The following is a 17528-nucleotide window of genomic DNA, read 5'->3' as shown; positions in this document are numbered from 1 at the left end:
GGTGACTTCAGCCCGGCCGGCGTTTGAGGCCGCTTTGGTGGGGTCAGGCGTGGCGGCGGACCACGTAGGCGTTGCCTTGGGGGCGGGGTTCGGTGTGGATGAATTCGTTGCCGGTCATTTCGCACCAGGCGGGGATGTCCAGGGCCGAGGCCTCGTCGTCGGACAGGACCGTGACCAGCGTGCCGTCCTCGACGTCGAGGATGCGTTTGGCCAACTCGATCACCGGGATCGGACAGCGCCGGCCGAGGGCGTCGACGACCACGCCCTCCTCGGTCGCCGCTGGCGTGGGTGCGGGGGTGTGCGCGACCACCGCGCGGAGCCCTGCGACCAGGCCGGGGAGGAGGGCCAGGAAGCGGTCCACCTCGGCCTCGGCCGTACCGCGCGGCAGCGACACGCGGATGTTGCCGTGGGACAACACGCCCATCGCCTCCAGGACATGGCTGGGGGTCAGGGTCGAGGACGTGCACGAGGAACCCGACGACACCGCGAAGCCCGCCCTGTCCAGTTCGGTCAGCAGGGCCTCGCCGTCGACGTACAAGCAGGAGAACGTGACGATGTGCGGGAGTCGGTGGAGTGGATCGCCGACCACCTCGACGTCGGGAACCGTCTCCCGGACGCGGGTACGGATGCGGTCGACCAGCGCGGACAGCCGACGATCCTCGCCGGCCGACTCGGTGCTCACCGCACCCAGCGCGACCGCCGCCGCGACGATCGCCGGCACGTTCTCGAACCCGGGCACCCGGCGCGCCTCGCGCTCGTCGTAGGGCAGCGCCGACGCGTAGCGGGTGCCCTTGCGCACCACGAGCAGGCCGACCCCGGCCGGACCGCCCCACTTGTGCGCGCTCGCGGTCAGCACCGACCAGCCGTCCGGCACCGACAGCCGGCCCACCGACTGCGCGGCGTCCACGAGCAGTGGCACGCCCGCCTCCTGACACGCCGTCACCACCTCGGCGATCGGCTGCACCGTGCCCACCTCGTGGTTGGCACTTTGTGCGCACGCGAGTGCGGTGTCCGCACGAAGTGCCGAGGCGAACGCCGACACGTCGAGCCGTCCCGTACGGTCCACCCCCGTCCGGGTGATTTCCGCGACCGTTCCGCGCTGCTCCGAACGAGCCGCGTGCGTGTCCGCGGTGTGCAGGACGCAGGAGTGTTCGACCGCGCCGACGACCAGGTGCGTGCCCACCCGGCGGCGGCCCGCGAGCACCCCGAGCATGCCCAACTGGACCGCCTGTGTCCCGGATGTGGTGAATGACACTTCATCGGATCGGGTGCCCAACACGGACGCCACGGTCTCCCGCGCCGCGTCGAGCAGCATTCGGGCTCGTCGTCCGTCGTAATAACCGCGTGCGGGATCGGCCCAGCCCTCGTCGAGAGTGCTCAGGAAGGCCGCTTTCGCAGCCGGGTGCAGTGGTTCGGTGGAGGCCGCGTCGAAATACGCCATGGGTCGGACGGTAGCCAATACCCGAATCCCGGACGCGTTCGGGCCGTTCGCCCGAACGGACGCACCGGCACATCTACCCGGCTCGTCACACCAGACCTCCGCGCGCGACCCGAATAGGGCTGGAGTAGGGTTTGGCCCGCAGAAACATCCATACCTGTCCGCGCAACGGGTCGCCAGGGAAGAAAAGTTCCCCACCTCGACTCGCGCGCGGGCGAGACATTCGGGAAGGCGCTACGTGAGTCCCTACGGCTCCGACCGCTCGCCGCGGCGCTGGATGCGGCGCAGGGTGCCGCAGCTGCTGGCTCTGGGCCTCGTCATTGCGACCGCCACCGGCTGCTCCGTCGATTCCAAGGACCTGCCGAGACTCGGCCTGCCCAACCCTGTCACCGAGCAGGGTCCGCGAGTCCTGTCGCTCTGGCAGGGCGCCTGGATTGCAGCGCTGATCGTCGGGGCCGTGGTGTGGGGGCTCATCCTGTGGAGCGTCGCGTTCCACCGCCGGTCGCGCACCAAGATCGAGATCCCGCCGCAGACGCGGTACAACCTCCCCATCGAGGTTCTGTACACGGTCATCCCCGGCATCATGATCGCGGTCTTCTTCTACTTCACCGCGCGTGACGAGACCAAGCTCGAAGAACTCTCCAAGACCCCCGACAACGTGATCAACGTGGTCGGTGTGCAGTGGAGCTGGTCCTTCAACTACAAGGGCGACCCGGCCGACGGCACGGTCGACGTCTACGAGCAGGGCACGCCCGGCGAGCCGCCGACGCTCTACCTGCCCGTGAAGGAGTCCGTCCGGTTCGACCTGACCTCGCCGGACGTCATCCACTCGTTCTGGGTCCCGAACTTCTTGTACAAGAAGGACATCATCCCGGGCCGAACGAACAAGTTCGAGGTCGTCCCGACGAAGAAGGGCACGTACGGCGGCAAGTGCGCCGAACTGTGCGGCGTGGACCACTCGCGCATGCTCTTCAACGTGAAGATCGTGGACAAGGCCGAATACGTCCAGCACCTGAAGGAGCTGGCCGCGAAGGGCCAGACCGGCGAGCTGCGCAGCAAGATCAACGAGCCGGCCCCCGTTGAAGCGCACGGGAAGAAGTGACGAGTGACAATCCTCAGTGAGCCACAGACCGTGGCCCCGGACGGCCCTCCGCCGGTCCGCCGCAAGGAGCCCGGGAACATCGTCATCAAGTGGATGACGACCACGGACCACAAGACGATCGGGTCGATGTACCTGATCACCTCCTTCGTCTTCTTCTGCATCGGTGGTGTGCTCGCGCTGCTCATGCGCGCGGAGCTGGCCCGTCCCGGTACGCAGTTCATGTCGAACGAGCAGTTCAACCAGTCGTTCACGATGCACGGCACGATCATGCTGCTGATGTTCGCGACGCCGCTGTTCGCCGGCTTCACGAACTGGATCATGCCGCTGCAGATCGGCGCGCCCGACGTCGCGTTCCCGCGCCTGAACATGTTCGCCTACTGGCTCTACCTGTTCGGCTCGATCATCGCGGTGGCCGGCTTCATCACCCCGCAGGGTGCCGCCGACTTCGGTTGGTTCGCGTACGCGCCGCTGTCCGACTCGATCCGCTCGCCCGGCATCGGCGGCGACATGTGGATCATGGGTCTGGCGATGTCGGGCTTCGGCACCATCCTCGGTGCCGTCAACTTCATCACCACGATCATCTGCATGCGCGCGCCCGGTCTGACCATGTTCCGGATGTCGATCTTCTGCTGGAACGTGCTGCTGACCTCGGTCCTGGTCCTGATGGCGTTCCCGGTCCTGGCCGCGGCGCTGTTCGCGCTGGAGGCCGACCGCAAGTTCGGTACACACATCTTCGATCCGGCCAACGGCGGACCGATCCTGTGGCAGCACCTCTTCTGGTTCTTCGGCCATCCCGAGGTGTACATCATCGCGTTGCCGTTCTTCGGCATCGTGTCGGAGATCATCCCGGTCTTCGCGCGCAAGCCGATGTTCGGTTACAAGAGCCTGATCGCCGCGACCATCTCGATCGCGGGCCTGTCGGTCACCGTGTGGGCGCACCACATGTTCCCGACCGGCGCGGTCATGTTGCCGTTCTTCTCCTTCATGACGTTCCTCATCGCCGTACCGACCGGCGTGAAGTTCTTCAACTGGATCGGCACCATGTGGCGCGGCTCGTTGTCCTTCGAGACACCGATGCTGTGGACCGTCGGCTTCCTGGTGACCTTCGCATTCGGTGGCCTCACCGGCGTCATCCTGGCCTCGCCGCCGCTGGACTTCCACGTCTCGGACACCTACTTCGTGGTGGCGCACTTCCACTACGTGGTGTTCGGCACCGTGGTGTTCGCGATGTTCGCGGGCTTCCACTTCTGGTGGCCCAAGTTCACCGGCAAGATGCTCGACGAGCGGCTGGGCAAGATCACCTTCTGGACGCTGTTCATCGGCTTCCACACCACGTTCCTGGTGCAGCACTGGCTGGGTGCCGAGGGCATGGCCCGCCGGTACGCGGACTACCTGGACTCGGAAGGCTTCACCACGCTGAACACGATCTCGACCCTGGGCTCGTTCCTGCTGGGTCTGTCGATCCTGCCGTTCTTCTACAACATCTGGAAGACGCACAAGTACGGCAAGAAGATCACCGTGGACGACCCGTGGGGCTACGGCCGTTCGCTGGAGTGGGCGACCTCCTGCCCGCCGCCTCGGCACAACTTCACGAGCATTCCGCGGATCCGTTCCGAGGCTCCCGCGTTCGACCTCCACCACCCGGAGATCGCCGCCCTGGAGTACCTCACCGACGAACGTTCCGAGGCATCGCCCGAGTTGGCGAAGGGAGCCGAGAAGTGAAGTTCAACGGTGTCCTGTTCGCCGTCCTGGCCGTGTTCCTGCTGCCGGTGACGATCATCTACTGGGTGCTCTCCGAGGACCCGACCGGCACCACCGCGCTGTCGCTGACCTTCGGTCTGTCGCTGATGATCGGGTTCTACCTGATCTTCACCGCGCGCCGGATGGACCTGCTCGCGCAGGACAACGAAGAGGGCGAGATCGCCGACGACGCCGGCGAACTGGGCTTCTTCGCCCCGCACAGCTGGCAGCCGCTGATGCTGGCGGTCGGTTCGGCGCTGCTGTTCCTGGGCGTCATCTTCGGCTGGTGGCTGGCGATGTTCGCCGCGCCGATCGTCGCGATCGGTGTCTGGGGCTGGGTCTTCGAGTTCTACCGGGGTGCGGACCAGCGCTACTAGCACTACCGATTCGCAACCTTCGCAATACGGTTTCGCCACAAGGCCGATCACCCGAATGGGTGATCGGCCTTGTGTGGTATCTACAGAGGACTCCTCGACGCCCCCGAATTGTCACCGGTGTGTGACCGTTCGCCGGTTGCGGCAACCCGGACCGGGGGTCGAAGCGTCAAATGGACGCAAGGGAGTTCCAGGACGAGGGAGGAACACGCGTGCCCCGGATACACGGAGCATCGCGCACGGGGGCAGCGGGCGGCGGCATACGCCTCTTCGCGGGACTCATGGTGGCGCCGCTCATATTCATCGCAGGCTGCTCGTCCGACGGCGGTAAGACCAGTCCAGGGGGGACCGGGGGCAATTCCGGCGGTTCGAGCAGTGGTCCGAACAAGAAGGCGGCGGCCGCACCCGCCACCATCGCGATCACGCCCGCCGACGGCACCAAGAGCGTGGAGACGGACGGCGCCCTCAAGGTCGACGCGACCGGCGGCAAGCTGACCTCGGTCGTGGTCACCGACGCCAAGGGCAAGACCGTGGACGGGCAGATCAGCCCCGACGGCATCGGCTGGAAGCCGGCCGCACCGCTGGCCAACGGCGGTGCCTACACGGTGGCGGCCAAGGCCGCGAACGCCGACGGCGCCGAAGTCACCGCGCAGAGCAAGTTCAACACCAAGGCCGCCGACGACACGTTCGTGGCCGACTTCAACATCGAGCCGGACAGCACATGGGGTGTCGGCGCGATCATCTCGCTCAAGTTCAACGAGCCGATCAAGGACAAGGCCGCGATCGAGCGCAACCTCAAGGTCGTCTCCGAGCCGGCGGTGCAGGGCTCGTGGTCCTGGCTCAAGGACCTCGACGGCAACGACCGGATCGACTACCGCCCGGAGAAGTACTGGGCGAGCGGTACGAAGGTCAACCTCAAGGCCAACCTGACCGGCGCGAAGGCGGCGCCGGGCGTCTACGGCAAGCAGACCAAGGACATCAAGTTCACCATCGGGCGCTCCCTGGTGGCCACCGCGGACCTCAAGTCCAAGCACATGGTGGTCACGAAGGACGGGGCCCAGATCGAGGACCTGCCGATCTCGGCCGGCGGCCCCAACTACCCGACCTGGGGCGGCACGATGGTCGTCCTGGACAAGGTCGACGGCATCACGATGGACTCCGAGACGGTCGGGCTGGGCAGCGCGTACAACATGAAGAACGTCCGACACGCGGTGCACCTGACCGCGTCCGGCACGTACGCGCACGGCGCGCCCTGGAACGACGGCAAGTTCGGTCGGCAGAACGACAGCCACGGCTGCATCGGGCTGGGCGCCTCGAACGCCAAGACGTTCTTCGATCTGGTCACCCAGGGTGACCCGGTCGAGGTGATCAACAGCACCGACAAGACCGTCAAGCCCGGTAACGGGCTCGGCGGCTGGAGCGTCGACTGGGCGACCTGGGTCAAGGGCAGCGCGCTCGGCGGCGGGGCGACCGGCACTCCGGCCGGCTGAGCGGCTTCACGCACGAAAGTTCCATGCGCACGCTGTTCCATGCACGTGGTTTCACACGGTAGGGCGAACCGCCCGATCGCGCGATCCGGCCGGTGGTCGGCATCACGCGATCGGGCGGTTTGTGCTTTTGGATGAATGAAGCAGGGCGCTCCCGGCCACTCTCGATGCAACAACTCCGCGTATCCCGCGCTCGACGAGCACGGGCAGACCGCGTTCGTTGAGCACGGCTGGAGGTCCAGAGTGAATCGGGACAGGACTGTTCGCCTCCGCTGGATCGGCTGGGTACTCACATCGGCGCTGCCACTCGTGCTCGTCACCGGCTGCGGGACGTGGGAGAAGCAGCGGGGCGCCGAGATCGACCGGCCCGCCAAGAGCGTGGCCCGGCTCACGGTGGACGTGCGCCCGGATCGACCCGCGCAGCCGGGCAGACCGATCACCGTCACCGTGAGCGACGGCCGGCTGTACGCGGTGAGCCTGACCGGCCCCGACGGGAAGCCGGTGCCCGGCGGCAACGCGGCCGGCGACGAGACCTGGTCCAACTTCGAACCGCTGGAATACCGCACCACCTACACGCTGACCGCGGCGGCGGTCGACGCGTTCGGGCTGACCGCGACCCGTACCGAGACATTCACCACGCTCACACCGGATGCGGAGCGGCATGTGGACTCGGTGCTGCCGGAGGCCGACGCCAAGGTGGGGGTGGGCATGCCGATCTCCGTCACGCTGGAGAATCCGGTCACCGATCCCGCACAGCGCGCCGAGGTGGAGAAGCGGCTCCAAGTGTCCGCCTCCACGCCGGTCGAGGGCGCCTGGGGCTGGGTGGACGACAAGACCGTGCGCTATCGGCCCAGGGAGTACTGGCCGGTTGGCACCAGGGTCTCGGTGGCCACCAGCCTGCTCGGCGTCGACTTCGGCAATGGTGTGTACGGCGGGCCGGGCAAGCCGGTCGGCTTCGAGGTCGGCGACTCCCTGGTCGCGACCGTGGACTCCGCGGCGCACACGATGACGGTCAAGCGCAACGGCACGGACCTCAAGACGGTGCCGGTGACCACCGGCAAGTCCGGCTTCACCACCCGCTCGGGCACCAAGGTGGTGCTCGGCAAGGCCCCGCACGTGCTGATGGACGGCACCACCGTGGGCATCTCGGCGAACAGCAGCGACGGCTACCGGTTGGACGTCTCGTGGGCCACCCGGGTCACCTGGAGCGGCGAGTTCCTGCACGCCGCGCCGTGGTCGGTGAACGCGCAGGGCAGTGACAACGTGAGCCACGGCTGCGTCGGGATGAGCGATGAGAACGCCAAGTGGTTCTACGACCAGGTCAAGGTCGGCGACGTGGTCACCGTGGTGAACACGGGTGACGCCAAGACCATGGAGCCGTTCGGAAACGGCTACGGCGAGTGGAATCTGGACTGGTCGCAGTGGCTGACCCACAGCGCGGCGGGCGCGGCCACCACCCGGCAGCTCTGAGACGGCCGCGCGGCACCTCCCCGAAAGCGCTGTACGGCCGTCTGCGGGGCGCAACGCGAAGGGCCCCACCGGAGAGATCCGGTGGGGCCCTTCGTCGTTCCTGCGCGTCCTACGGGTCGTGCCGATGTGGCGTCAGCAGCCCGGCCCCGGTCGCATCAGTGGTGACCGTGTCCGCTGGTCAGTTCCTTGTACTCCTCGGCCGTCGGCTTCTCGATCGGCTCGGAGAAGTACCAGTGCGACATCTTCGAACGCAGCTTCTGCGAACGCTTGACCTTGCGGGCCACCCCGTTCTCGTCCTCGGCCGGCTCCAGCGCGTACGGCTTCGGCTGCTCGTGGGCGGTGAGGGTGTGCCGCACCCCGGCGTCCAGCGGTTCGTGGATCTCCACGAACTCGCCGTGCGGGAGCTTCTTGATCACGCCGGTCTCGCGACCGTGCAGGACCTTGTCCCGGTCGCGCCGCTGCAGACCCTTGCAGATCCGCACCGTGGCCAGGTAGGCCAGCACGGGCGCGATGAAGAACGCGAAGCGGCCGATCCAGGTGATCGTGTTGATCGACAGGTGGAAGTGCGTGGCGATGATGTCGTTGCCACCGCAGACCCACAGCACGCCGTAGCACACGATCCAGGCGACGCCCAGGCCGGTGCGGACCGGCATGTTGCGCGGGCGGTCCAGCAAGTGGTGCTCACGCTTGTCGCCGGTGATCCAGCCTTCGATCCACGGGTACAACGCCAGGAACGTGAACAGCACGCCGGGCACGATCAGGGACGGGATCAGCACGTTGAAGCTGAGCGTGTGGCCCCAGATGTTCCATTCCCAGTTCGGCATGATGCGCAGGGATCCCTCGAGGAACCCGATGTACCAGTCCGGTTGGGAGCCCGCGGTGATCTGACCCGGGTTGTAGGGACCGTAGGCCCAGATCGGGTTTATCTGCACCATGCCGCCGAGGGCGGCGGTGATGCCGAACACGATGAAGAAGAAGCCACCGGCCTTGGCCGCGTAGACCGGCAGCAGCGGCAGGCCGACCACGTTCTTCTCGGTCTTGCCCGGGCCGGGGAACTGGGTGTGCTTCTGGTAGAAGACCAGGATCAGGTGCACGGTCACCAGACCGACCATGATCGCCGGGATCAGCAGCACGTGGATGGTGAACAGGCGGGGCACGATGTCCTCGCCCGGGAACTCCCCGCCGAACAGGAAGAACTGTAGGTACGTGCCGACCAGCGGGATGGCCAGGACCACACCCTCGGCGATCCGCAGACCGGTGCCGGAGAGCAGGTCGTCCGGGAGCGAGTAGCCGGTGAAGCCGTTGACCATGGCCAGCACCAGCAGCAGGAAGCCGAACAGCCAGTTTATTTCGCGCGGCTTGCGGAATGCCCCGGTGAAGAAGATCCGGAACATGTGCACGAACAGCGACGATACGAAGATCAGCGCGGCCCAGTGGTGGATCTGACGCATCGCCAGACCACCGCGGATGTCGAAGCTGATGTCCAGCGTCGAGGCGTACGCCTGGGACATGTGGATGCCCTGGAGCGGTACGTAGGAGCCGTCGTAGACGACCTCCTGCATGCTCGGCTTGAAGAACAGCGTCAGGAAGACACCGGTCAGCAGCAGGATGATGAAGCTGTACAGCGCCACTTCACCGAGCATGAAGGACCAGTGGTCCGGGAAGACCTTGCGCAGGTTCTTCTTCGCCGCGCCGTAGATGCCCAGCCGGCTGTCCAGCGCGTCGACCGCGCGAACGGTCGCGTTGTCCGGGATCGGGGTGCTCTTGTTCGCCCCACCCTTGGCTTGTTCGCTCGACATCAGCCACGCTCCCAGAAGCTCGCGCCGACCGGTTCGGTGAAGTCCTGTGTCGCGGCGAGGTTACCCGCCTCGTTCACATGGATCTTCAACTGCGGCAGCGAGCGTGCGGCCGGGCCGAACACGACCTTGCCGTCGTCCGCCAGGTCGAAGGTGGACTGGTGGCACGGGCACAGCAGGTGGTGCGTCTGCTGTTCGTACAGGCCGATCGGGCAACCCACGTGGGTGCAGATCTTCGAGTACGCCACGATGCCCTCGTAGCCCCAGGCCAGTTCCTTCTTGGACTTGATGTCCTCGGGCTCCAGGCGGACCACCAGGACCGCTGACATGCCCGCCTTCTCCAGCCAGCCGTGCGAGAGCTCTTCCTTCTGGCCGGCCGGGCCGTACTTCTCGACCAGGCCGTCGGGCAGCACCATGGTCAGCGAGCCCTTGACGATGTCGTCCGGCTTGATCGGCAGGCCGGTCGCCTCGTTGATGAGCTCCACACCCGGCTTCCAATCGGTGTGCCGCAGCTTGGTGCCCGGCAGCGGACCGAGGTCGCGCAGCAGCACGACGCCGGACAGCGGCACCAAGGCCATCGCGCCGATCATCGTGCGCCGGATCAGCGGCCGACGGCCGATCACCGAGTCCGCGGCACCCTGGGTGAACTCGCGGATCGCGTACTCGCGGGTCTCCGGGTCCGAGGTGAACTCGTGCCGCTCCTGGACGATCTCCTCGTCCGTCATCAGCGTGCGCGCCCAGTGGATCGCGCCGGCGCCGATGCAGAACAGCGCGAGGCCGAGGAAGCCGCCGAGCGCGAGGTTCTGGGCACCGATCTTCCCGAAGAAGAAGATGTCGATGATGCGGCGCTTGTCGATGCCGACGTATGCCCAGATGAAACCGATCGTGGACAACATCGAGATCACGAACAGGAACGCGACCTGACGTTCGGCACGCTTGGCGGCCTTCTCGTCTATGTCGGTGACGCGCGGCTCGTGAGCCGGCAGGCCGGGGTCGGCGAACGGGTCGCCTTCCGCCGGAACATGTGCCGAGGCGTGTACCTCGGGCAGGTGCTCTTCAGGCACTTCAGACTTGTCCTGGCTACTCATTTGGTCCTGGCCTTGGGGGTCCGGGCGGCAATCCAGATCGCGCATCCGATGAGCAGACCGAGCGCGATGATCCAGCCGAACAGACCTTCGGAGACCGGGCCGAGGCGGCCGAGACCCAGGCCGCCGGGGTTCGGCTCCTTCTTGGTCGTCTCGTGGACGTACGTGACGATGTCCTTCTTCTGCTGCTCGGGCATCGTGCTGTCCGGGAACGAAGGCATGTTCTGCGGGCCGGAGAGCATGGCCTCGTAGATGTGCTTCGGGTCCACGTCCTTCAGCGGCGGAGCGTACTTGCCCTCGGTCAGGGCGCCGCCCTCACCGGAGAAGTTGTGGCACTGCGAGCAGTTCGTGCGGAACAACTCGGCGCCGTTGACGATGTCGCCGTCGGGCGCGTACATGTTCGCCGTCGGGATCTTGGGCCCGACGCCGAGGGAGGCCACATACGCGGACAGCTGTTGGATCTGCGCCGGGGTGTACACCTCGGGCTTGCGCGGCGCCTGCGCGCCGGGCTGCTGAAGCGGCATCCGGCCGGTCGATACCTGGAAGTCGACGGCGGCCGCGCCGACGCCGATCAGGGAGGGGCCGTCGGTGGAGCCCTGGGCGTCGAGCCCATGGCAGGTCGAACATCCACTCAGGTAGAGCTTCTTGCCCGCCTCGACGGCGATGGAGGCGGAGTCGTCGGCCTCCGCCTTCTTGGCAGGCGCGAACGCGGCGTACAGCCCCCCGGTAGCCGCGAGCGCAAAGATGAGTACGACGATCGCCGCCAAGGGGTGGCGTCGCCGCGCGGAGAGCTTTTTCACGGAAAACCCCGGTCCAATGTCGTCTGCGTAGTGAGTGTCGGGACGTCTACCTGATGACGTAGATCGTGAAGAACAGACCGATCCAGACCACGTCGACGAAGTGCCAGTAGTACGAGACGACGATTGCGGCCGTGGCCTGCTCGTGCGTGAATCGTCGGGCCGCGTAGGTGCGTCCGAGGACCAACAGGAAGGCGATGAGCCCACCTGTCACGTGCATGCCGTGGAAGCCGGTGGTCAGGTAGAAGACCGAACCGTAAGCCGACGACGAAAGCGTCGTTCCGTCCTTGACCAGGGCGGTGTACTCCATCACCTGGCCGCCGACGAAGACGGCGCCCATCACGAAGGTGATGACGAACCACATTCTGAGCTTCTTGACGTCACCGCGTTCGGCCGCGAAGACGCCGAGCTGGCAGGTGAGCGAGGACAGCACGAGGATCGTCGTGTTGCCCGTCGAGAACGGGATGTTCAGCTCACCGGCGTGCTCACGCCAAGCGTCCGCCCCGGTGACGGAGCGGATCGTGAAATACATCGCGAACAGAGCCGCGAAGAACATCAGCTCCGACGCCAACCAGACGATCGTGCCGATGCTGACCAAGTTGGGACGGTTGAGTGTCCCGTGTGTCCCGTGTGAGGGGGGCCCGGTTTCTAGTGCAGTTGCTGTCGCCACGGCGGCCATTATTGCGGTCGCCGGATCTGCCCACACTTCGGGGGGTAACCCTTGTAGAACGTGTCGGGGTTAGGCTCTGGTTCCGTGAGTGGCTCTACAGGCGATGCCGGGATGTTTCTGGCACACGCGACCCCTGGGAACGTACCGCCGGAACTGACCCCTGTTCGGCTTCTGACCGGGTGGGTGTTCGAGCCGATCCCGATTGTGGTCGCGATGCTCTTCGGCGGCCTCTATCTGTACGGGGTGCACAAGCTCAGGGCCCGTGGGGACTCGTGGTCGCGATGGCGGAGCTTGTCCTTCCTGGGTCTGGGGCTGGGTACCTTCCTGCTGGCGACCGAGTCCGCGCTGGCCGCGTACGACACCGTGTTGCTGAGCGTGCACATGGTCCAGCACATGGTGCTGGCGATGATCACGCCGATCTTCCTGGCGCTCGGCGCACCGATCACACTCGCCCTGCGTACGCTGCCGGCCAAGTGGCGCAATCGCCTCAACGCCCTGCTGCACAGCAGATACGCGAAGGTGGTCACCTTCCCGGCGTTCGCCGGTTTCGTCTTCGTGCTCAACCCGTTCGCCCTGTACTTCACGCCCTGGTACGAGCTGACATTGCGAAACACCTTCATGCACGACATGAATCACGTGCACTTCGTGATCATCGGCTGTATGTGGTTCTGGCCACTCCTGGGGCTGGACCCGATGCCGCGGGCGAGTTATCCGATGCGGTTGCTCGCGGTGTTCGCGACGCTGCCGTTCCACGCGTGGCTGGGCATCGCGATCATGAGTTCGTCCAATGTGCTGGCCGGTGACTGGTACAACGACCTCGGTCGGGACTGGGGCGCGAGTCCGCTCTCGGACCAGGGCACGGCGGGCGGGATCCTGTGGGGCAGCGGCGACATCATCGGACTGCTGGTCTTCCTGGTGCTGTTCGTGCAGTGGGCTCGGGCGTCGGAGCGTGAGGCCGTCCGGGAGGACCGCCGGCTGGATCGGCTCGAACTGATCGAGGCGGGCCGTAAGGCGCGCGAGGAGCGGTTGGCGCGCGAGGCGGCCGAGGCCGGCGGCGATGCGCTGGCGGGCCTCGACGTCGCCGGAAAATCCGTGCCGAAGAGCACTCTTCCGGGTGACTCTGCCCGAACGGAGGAGGCCGATTCAGCCGTCCGGGTGGCCCACGGGCCCGAACCGCGGTCGGCCGACGCGGCCGAGTAGCGTCGCGGCATGATCCTCGAACGTTTCCTGCGTCGCCGGCGGCCGGAGCCTGCTCCCGTGCTCGTCGACGACGGCACGCTCACCGTCGTCGGTTCGTGCTTCGATCCGGCGCGGGCCGATTCGGCGGTGGTCGCGGAGATGCGGGCGGCCGGGGTGGCGGTGGAGACCGGTGTGTTCGTGATGCGGCACGTGCTCACACTGCCCGACCTGGCGGCGTCCGACGAGGCGGCCCGGATCCTGACGCCGGACGGCTGGGCGGTGGCGGCGCCGGCCCCCGACGAGCGGCCGCTGCGGGTGCTGATCTCCCGACAGCAGGTGCTCACCGGCCTTGAGCCGGCCCGGGAGCGGACCCGGATGGCGGGTCTCGCGCAGCGGCTGGGCGGGGACGCCGAGGGCTACGAGGTGCTCGCGCGCGGGTGAGTCGAGGGTGCGGTCGAGGCCGGAGGGGCGGGACCGGAAGGGCGTGGGCGTGACGAGGCGCACATTTTCGTGCCGAAAAGCGCTAACATCCGGGTCGATCCGAGTGTTGCCCCCGTACCTGACATACGCAGCCCTGAACATGCGCAGCCCCGAAGACACGCAGCCCAGACACAGGCAGGTGGACATGACGCGCGGCGAGACCATGACCGTCCTCGTGTACAGCGACGACCGCAACACCCGTCGGAAGGTCACCCTCGCGCTCGGGCGCAGGCCCGCCGTCGACGTGCCGTTCGTGGAATACCTGGAGTGCGCCACCGAGCCTGCCGTGATCGAGGCGATGGACAAGGGCGGCATCGATCTGGTGATCCTGGACGGGGAGACCGCGCCCGCCGGTGGCATGGGCGTGTGCCGTCAGCTCAAGGACGAGATCTACAACTGCCCGCCGGTGCTGACCCTGGTCGGCCGCCCACAGGACGCGTGGCTGGCCACGTGGTGTCGCGCGGACGCGGTGGTCGCCCACCCGCTGGACCCGCGCACGCTCGCGGACGCCGCGGCCGACCTGATCCGCGGCCGGATCGCGGGACGTCAACCGGCCTGACCGCATCCCGGATAACCGCCCGGCCGCAACGGGCGCGGTGGGTACGCTGTCGCGGACTTATCCGATGACACAGCGGGAGCGGACCATGGGCGCCTCGACCTCTACGAACAAGAGCGGCGGCAACCCGGCGGCCCATTCCTGGCGGGACCTCCTGGCGGCGCTCATGCGGGGCGACGACCTGCCTGCCGACGCGACCGCGTGGGCGATGGACCACATCATGACCGGCGAGGCGACGCCGGTGCAGGTGGCCGGGTTCGTGATCGCGTTGCGGGCCAAGGGCGAGACGGTGGACGAGGTCTCGGGCCTGGTGCAGGCGATGTACGCACACGCGTCGACCATCGATGTGCCCGGCCGTACCGTCGACATCGTCGGCACCGGTGGCGACCTGGCCCGGACCGTGAACATCTCGACGATGTCCGCGATCGTGGTCGCGGGTACGGGCGAGACGGTGGTCAAGCACGGCAACCGGGCGGCGTCCTCGTCGAGCGGGGCCGCCGATGTGCTCGAAGCGCTCGGAGTGGTGCTGGACCTGACCCCGGATCAGGTGGCCCGTACGGCCGAGGAGGCGGGCATCACGCTGTGCTTCGCGCAGCGCTTCCACCCGTCGTTGCGGCACGCCGCGCAGGCGCGTCGGGAGTTGGGTGTGCCGACCACGTTCAACTTCCTCGGGCCGCTGACCAATCCGGCCCGGGTGCGTTTCCACGCGATCGGGGTCGCGGACCTGCGGATGGCGCCGATCGTGGCCGGTGTGCTGGCCGATCGCGGCGCGACCGCGCTGGTGTTCCGCGGCGACGACGGGCTGGACGAGTTGACCGTCACCACCACGTCGCAGGTGTGGATCGTGCGGGACGGCGACGTGCGCGAGGACCGGGTGGACCCGCGCGACCTGGGGATCGCGCTGAACGGGATCGAGACGTTGCGCGGCGGTGACGCGGCGTTCAACGCGGAGGTCGCCCGCAAGCTCCTCGCCGGGGAGAAGGGCGCCGTGCGGGACGCGGTGCTGTTGAACTCGGCTGCGGCGCTGGCCGCGCTGGGCTCGGGAGAAGGGTCGCTGACCCAGCAGTTGGCGGCCGGGATCGATCGGGCCGCCGACGCGATCGACTCGGGGGCCGCGCAGGCCGCGCTCGATCGGTGGGTGGCCACGACGCGCTCGTTCGCGCGGGGCTAGTCGCGCTCGGGCGCCGGGTGGGTCGTGCCCTCGTGCTCGGCCCGCCCGGCGCCGTGTCGTTCGGGGCGGTCGCGCGGTCCAGGACGTGGGAACGGTGGGGCCGTCGTTGCGCCGGGCGTTCCGTCCGGTAATAATGCTGCTCAGGTCACGAGTGACAGTGGAAAGCCCCGGCTTGCTGTCCGGCAACCCTCGCTCCGCGGTGGGGTGCCCCGGGTGATGACACGGTCAGGCGTCGTAAGGCGTCCTGGCAAGCGCGGACCCCTTGCATGACGGCAGTCGATGCTTCATGTGACCCGGGGGTCCTGTACCTGGGGAGCATGTGATGACGTGAAATCTCTTTCTCGAAACGGGCGAATCGCCCTATTCCGTACGCGCTGAGTTCTCGCGCGTCACCCGGGCCGGTCATTGTCGGCCCGCAGGACCACATTTTTTCGCCAGCGGATCATCCGGCGCGTTTCGATGTCGACTAACCGACATTCGCCTCGGTGTTCCGTGCCTGCCGAGGAGTTTCGCCATGACCGTCGACACCGCTTCCGCCGCCGCCCCCGACTGTGACGTCGCCATCACCGCCCCGCTGCCCGTGGTCGGCCGGGACGTGCTCGTTCCGCTGGTGACCGGCGGCGAGGTCGAGTACGCCGCGCTCGACTACGGGGCGAGCGCGCCGTGTCTGCAACGGGTGTGGGACGACGTGTCCGCGTACCTGCCGTACTACGGCAGCGTGCACCGGGGCGCGGGCTACCTGTCCCAGCTGTCCACCGACCTGTACGAGCAGAGCCGGGCCACGGTCGCGAGCTTCCTGGGGCTGCGGGCCGACGACACGCTGCTGTTCACTCGCGGGACCACCGACTCGCTCAACCTGCTCGCGTCCGTACTGCCGCGCGGCACCCGGGTGTTCGTTTTCGAGACCGAGCACCACGCGGCGCTGCTGCCGTGGCGGCGGCACGCGGGGGTGACCCAACTGGCCGCGCCCGCATCGCCGGCGCAGGCGGTCGCGACGCTGGAGGCGGCGCTCGCCGGGTCCGGCGACGGGCCTCGGCTGGTGTGCGTGACCGGCGCCTCGAACGTGACCGGCGAGCTCTTCCCGGTCGCCGAGCTGGCCGAGGTCGCGCACCGGCACGGCGCGCGGATCGTGCTGGACGCCGCGCAACTCGCCCCGCACCACCCGGTATCGGTGACCGACCTGGACGTGGACTGGATCGCGCTGTCGGCGCACAAGCTGTACGCGCCGTTCGGCTCGGGTGTGTTGGCGGGGCGGGGCGACTGGCTGGACGCGGCCGAGCCGTACCTGGCCGGTGGCGGGGCGAGCAAGACGGTCAGCCGTGACCATGTGGAGTGGCAGAGCGGCGCGGCTCGGCACGAGGCGGGGTCGCCGAACGTGATCGGCGCCTACGCGTTGGCGTCCGCGTGCCGGGCGATCACCGAGGCGGGGCCGGCGGCGTTGGTCGCGCGCGAGGAGGCGTTGCTGGCGCGTCTTCGGGCGCGGCTGGCGCGGATTCCGGCGGTGCGGACGTTGGAGCTGTTCGGGCCGGAGTCGGCGCGCGTGGGGGTGCTCTCGTTCGTGGTCGAGGGGTGGAACAGCTCGCGGTTCGCCGCGGTGTTGTCGGCGGAGTACGGGATCGGGGTGCGGGACGGGTTGTTCTGCGCTCATCCGCTGGTGCGGCACCTGTTGGGCGGGCGGGCCGATCAGCCGACCGAGTGTGGGTCCCCGGACGCGCCGGAGGGTGAGCAGAACCTCAACGCGATCCGGGTCAGCTTCGGGCTGGGGACGCCCGTGGAGCACTTGGACCGCTTCGCGGCGGCGGTGCGGGAGTTGGTGGAGCGCGGGGCGCGGTGGAGCTACACGGTGGATGGCGGTCGGTGCGTTCCGGATGCGGATCCGCGGGGCGTGCGGCGGTTGCCTGCGGCGTAGGGGTTTTTGGCCTCGCCGGCCGGGCGTCCTCAAGCGCCGGACGGGCTGAGGTTGGGTGGCCGGGGCGTTTTGCTGTGGTGGTGCGCGGGTTCTGATGGGCGGGGGGCCGCCCTGCCGGGGGTGTCCTCAAGCGCCGGACGGGCTGGGTTTGGGGGGCCCGGGTGAGGGGTGTTGTGGTGGTGCGCGGGTTCTGATGGGCGGGGGGCGGCCCTGCCGGGGGTGGGGGGGCGCTCCGGCGGCCGGGGGGGGGGGGGTGGCGTCGGGGTTTGTGGAC

The 17528-nt window shown here is 68.0% G+C and carries 15 protein-coding genes and 1 riboswitch; of the genes, 10 read left to right on the top strand and 5 right to left on the bottom strand.

The window, feature by feature from the left end:
• Positions 1-43 precede the first annotated feature (43 nt).
• Positions 44-1441 (bottom strand): aminotransferase class V-fold PLP-dependent enzyme, encoded by a 1398-nt coding sequence (locus ABZS54_RS28810; protein WP_355542261.1) that lies wholly within the window; start codon positions 1439-1441, stop codon positions 44-46.
• A 235-nt stretch (positions 1442-1676) separates the two neighbouring features.
• On the opposite strand from ABZS54_RS28810, the gene coxB reads away from it, so the two are divergent.
• The 5 genes from coxB (at position 1677) to ABZS54_RS28785 (ending at position 7611) form a co-directional block, all read left to right on the top strand.
• Entirely contained in the window at positions 1677-2540 is an 864-nt protein-coding gene (coxB, locus tag ABZS54_RS28805) for a cytochrome c oxidase subunit II (RefSeq protein ID WP_355542258.1), read from the top strand.
• Positions 2541-2543: 3 nt separating this feature from the next.
• Positions 2544-4262: a cytochrome c oxidase subunit I gene (gene ctaD, locus ABZS54_RS28800; protein WP_355542255.1), complete on the top strand. Its 1719-nt coding sequence runs from the start codon at positions 2544-2546 to the stop codon at positions 4260-4262.
• Positions 4259-4657: a cytochrome c oxidase subunit 4 gene (locus tag ABZS54_RS28795; protein ID WP_355542252.1), complete on the top strand. Its 399-nt coding sequence runs from the start codon at positions 4259-4261 to the stop codon at positions 4655-4657. Before ctaD ends, ABZS54_RS28795 begins: the two co-directional genes overlap by 4 nt.
• A 209-nt stretch (positions 4658-4866) precedes the next feature.
• Entirely contained in the window at positions 4867-6144 is a 1278-nt protein-coding gene (locus ABZS54_RS28790) for an Ig-like domain-containing protein (RefSeq protein ID WP_355542249.1), read from the top strand.
• A 240-nt stretch (positions 6145-6384) separates the two neighbouring features.
• Positions 6385-7611, top strand: coding sequence for an Ig-like domain-containing protein (locus ABZS54_RS28785; protein WP_355542246.1), 1227 nt, complete (start codon positions 6385-6387; stop codon positions 7609-7611).
• Between the two features lie 155 nt (positions 7612-7766).
• On the opposite strand, the gene ABZS54_RS28780 is transcribed toward ABZS54_RS28785, so the two are convergent.
• From ABZS54_RS28780 to ABZS54_RS28765, 4 genes are read right to left on the bottom strand one after another with little or no spacing between them, the layout of a single operon-like run.
• Complete coding sequence (locus tag ABZS54_RS28780; protein WP_355542243.1) at positions 7767-9410, bottom strand: cytochrome bc complex cytochrome b subunit; 1644 nt, start codon at positions 9408-9410, stop codon at positions 7767-7769.
• On the bottom strand, positions 9410-10495 hold the full coding sequence (locus ABZS54_RS28775; RefSeq protein ID WP_355542240.1) for a Rieske 2Fe-2S domain-containing protein: 1086 nt from the start codon (positions 10493-10495) through the stop codon (positions 9410-9412). Before ABZS54_RS28775 ends, ABZS54_RS28780 begins: the two co-directional genes overlap by 1 nt.
• The gene (locus tag ABZS54_RS28770; protein WP_355542237.1) at positions 10492-11292 is read right to left on the bottom strand and encodes a cytochrome c; all 801 of its coding nucleotides are present in this window, start codon (positions 11290-11292) and stop codon (positions 10492-10494) included. The genes ABZS54_RS28775 and ABZS54_RS28770 overlap by 4 nt, the downstream gene beginning before the upstream one ends.
• A 46-nt stretch (positions 11293-11338) precedes the next feature.
• Positions 11339-11968, bottom strand: coding sequence for a heme-copper oxidase subunit III (locus ABZS54_RS28765; protein ID WP_355542234.1), 630 nt, complete (start codon positions 11966-11968; stop codon positions 11339-11341).
• A 102-nt stretch (positions 11969-12070) separates the two neighbouring features.
• On the opposite strand from ABZS54_RS28765, the gene ABZS54_RS28760 reads away from it, so the two are divergent.
• The 5 genes from ABZS54_RS28760 to ABZS54_RS28740 all read left to right on the top strand — a co-directional run bounded on the left by ABZS54_RS28760 (position 12071) and on the right by ABZS54_RS28740 (position 17254).
• Complete coding sequence (locus ABZS54_RS28760; protein WP_355542231.1) at positions 12071-13159, top strand: cytochrome c oxidase assembly protein; 1089 nt, start codon at positions 12071-12073, stop codon at positions 13157-13159.
• A gap of 9 nt (positions 13160-13168) precedes the next feature.
• Positions 13169-13579, top strand: a complete 411-nt coding sequence (locus ABZS54_RS28755; protein WP_355542228.1) for a hypothetical protein — start codon at positions 13169-13171, stop codon at positions 13577-13579.
• 184 nt (positions 13580-13763) lie between these two features.
• Positions 13764-14177: a response regulator transcription factor gene (locus ABZS54_RS28750; RefSeq protein ID WP_020552994.1), complete on the top strand. Its 414-nt coding sequence runs from the start codon at positions 13764-13766 to the stop codon at positions 14175-14177.
• Between the two features lie 85 nt (positions 14178-14262).
• Positions 14263-15345: an anthranilate phosphoribosyltransferase gene (trpD, locus tag ABZS54_RS28745; RefSeq protein WP_355542307.1), complete on the top strand. Its 1083-nt coding sequence runs from the start codon at positions 14263-14265 to the stop codon at positions 15343-15345.
• A 143-nt stretch (positions 15346-15488) separates the two neighbouring features.
• Positions 15489-15605, top strand: a riboswitch (SAM riboswitch).
• A 254-nt stretch (positions 15606-15859) separates the two neighbouring features.
• Positions 15860-17254: an aminotransferase class V-fold PLP-dependent enzyme gene (locus ABZS54_RS28740; RefSeq protein ID WP_355542225.1), complete on the top strand. Its 1395-nt coding sequence runs from the start codon at positions 15860-15862 to the stop codon at positions 17252-17254.
• Positions 17255-17528: the final 274 nt, after the last annotated feature.

It is taken from the genome of Embleya sp. NPDC005575, assembly GCF_040605455.1.
Classification (GTDB): Bacteria; Actinomycetota; Actinomycetes; order Streptomycetales; family Streptomycetaceae; genus Embleya.
The sequence above is the reverse complement of the archived record's forward strand: the minus strand, read 5'-3'. Positions and strand labels throughout refer to the sequence as shown.

Excerpts from the sequence above, each read along its gene's own strand:
- ABZS54_RS28810 (WP_355542261.1), bottom strand. The coding sequence starts at position 1,441 with ATGGCGTATTTCGACGCGGCCTCCACCGAACCACTGCACCCGGCTGCG.
- ABZS54_RS28780 (WP_355542243.1), bottom strand. The coding sequence starts at position 9,410 with ATGTCGAGCGAACAAGCCAAGGGTGGGGCGAACAAGAGCACCCCGATC.
- ABZS54_RS28775 (WP_355542240.1), bottom strand. The coding sequence starts at position 10,495 with ATGAGTAGCCAGGACAAGTCTGAAGTGCCTGAAGAGCACCTGCCCGAG.
- ABZS54_RS28765 (WP_355542234.1), bottom strand. The coding sequence starts at position 11,968 with ATGGCCGCCGTGGCGACAGCAACTGCACTAGAAACCGGGCCCCCCTCA.
- ABZS54_RS28760 (WP_355542231.1), top strand. The coding sequence starts at position 12,071 with ATGTTTCTGGCACACGCGACCCCTGGGAACGTACCGCCGGAACTGACC.
- ABZS54_RS28755 (WP_355542228.1), top strand. The coding sequence starts at position 13,169 with ATGATCCTCGAACGTTTCCTGCGTCGCCGGCGGCCGGAGCCTGCTCCC.
- ABZS54_RS28750 (WP_020552994.1), top strand. The coding sequence starts at position 13,764 with ATGACGCGCGGCGAGACCATGACCGTCCTCGTGTACAGCGACGACCGC.
- trpD (WP_355542307.1), top strand. The coding sequence starts at position 14,263 with ATGGGCGCCTCGACCTCTACGAACAAGAGCGGCGGCAACCCGGCGGCC.
- ABZS54_RS28740 (WP_355542225.1), top strand. The coding sequence starts at position 15,860 with ATGACCGTCGACACCGCTTCCGCCGCCGCCCCCGACTGTGACGTCGCC.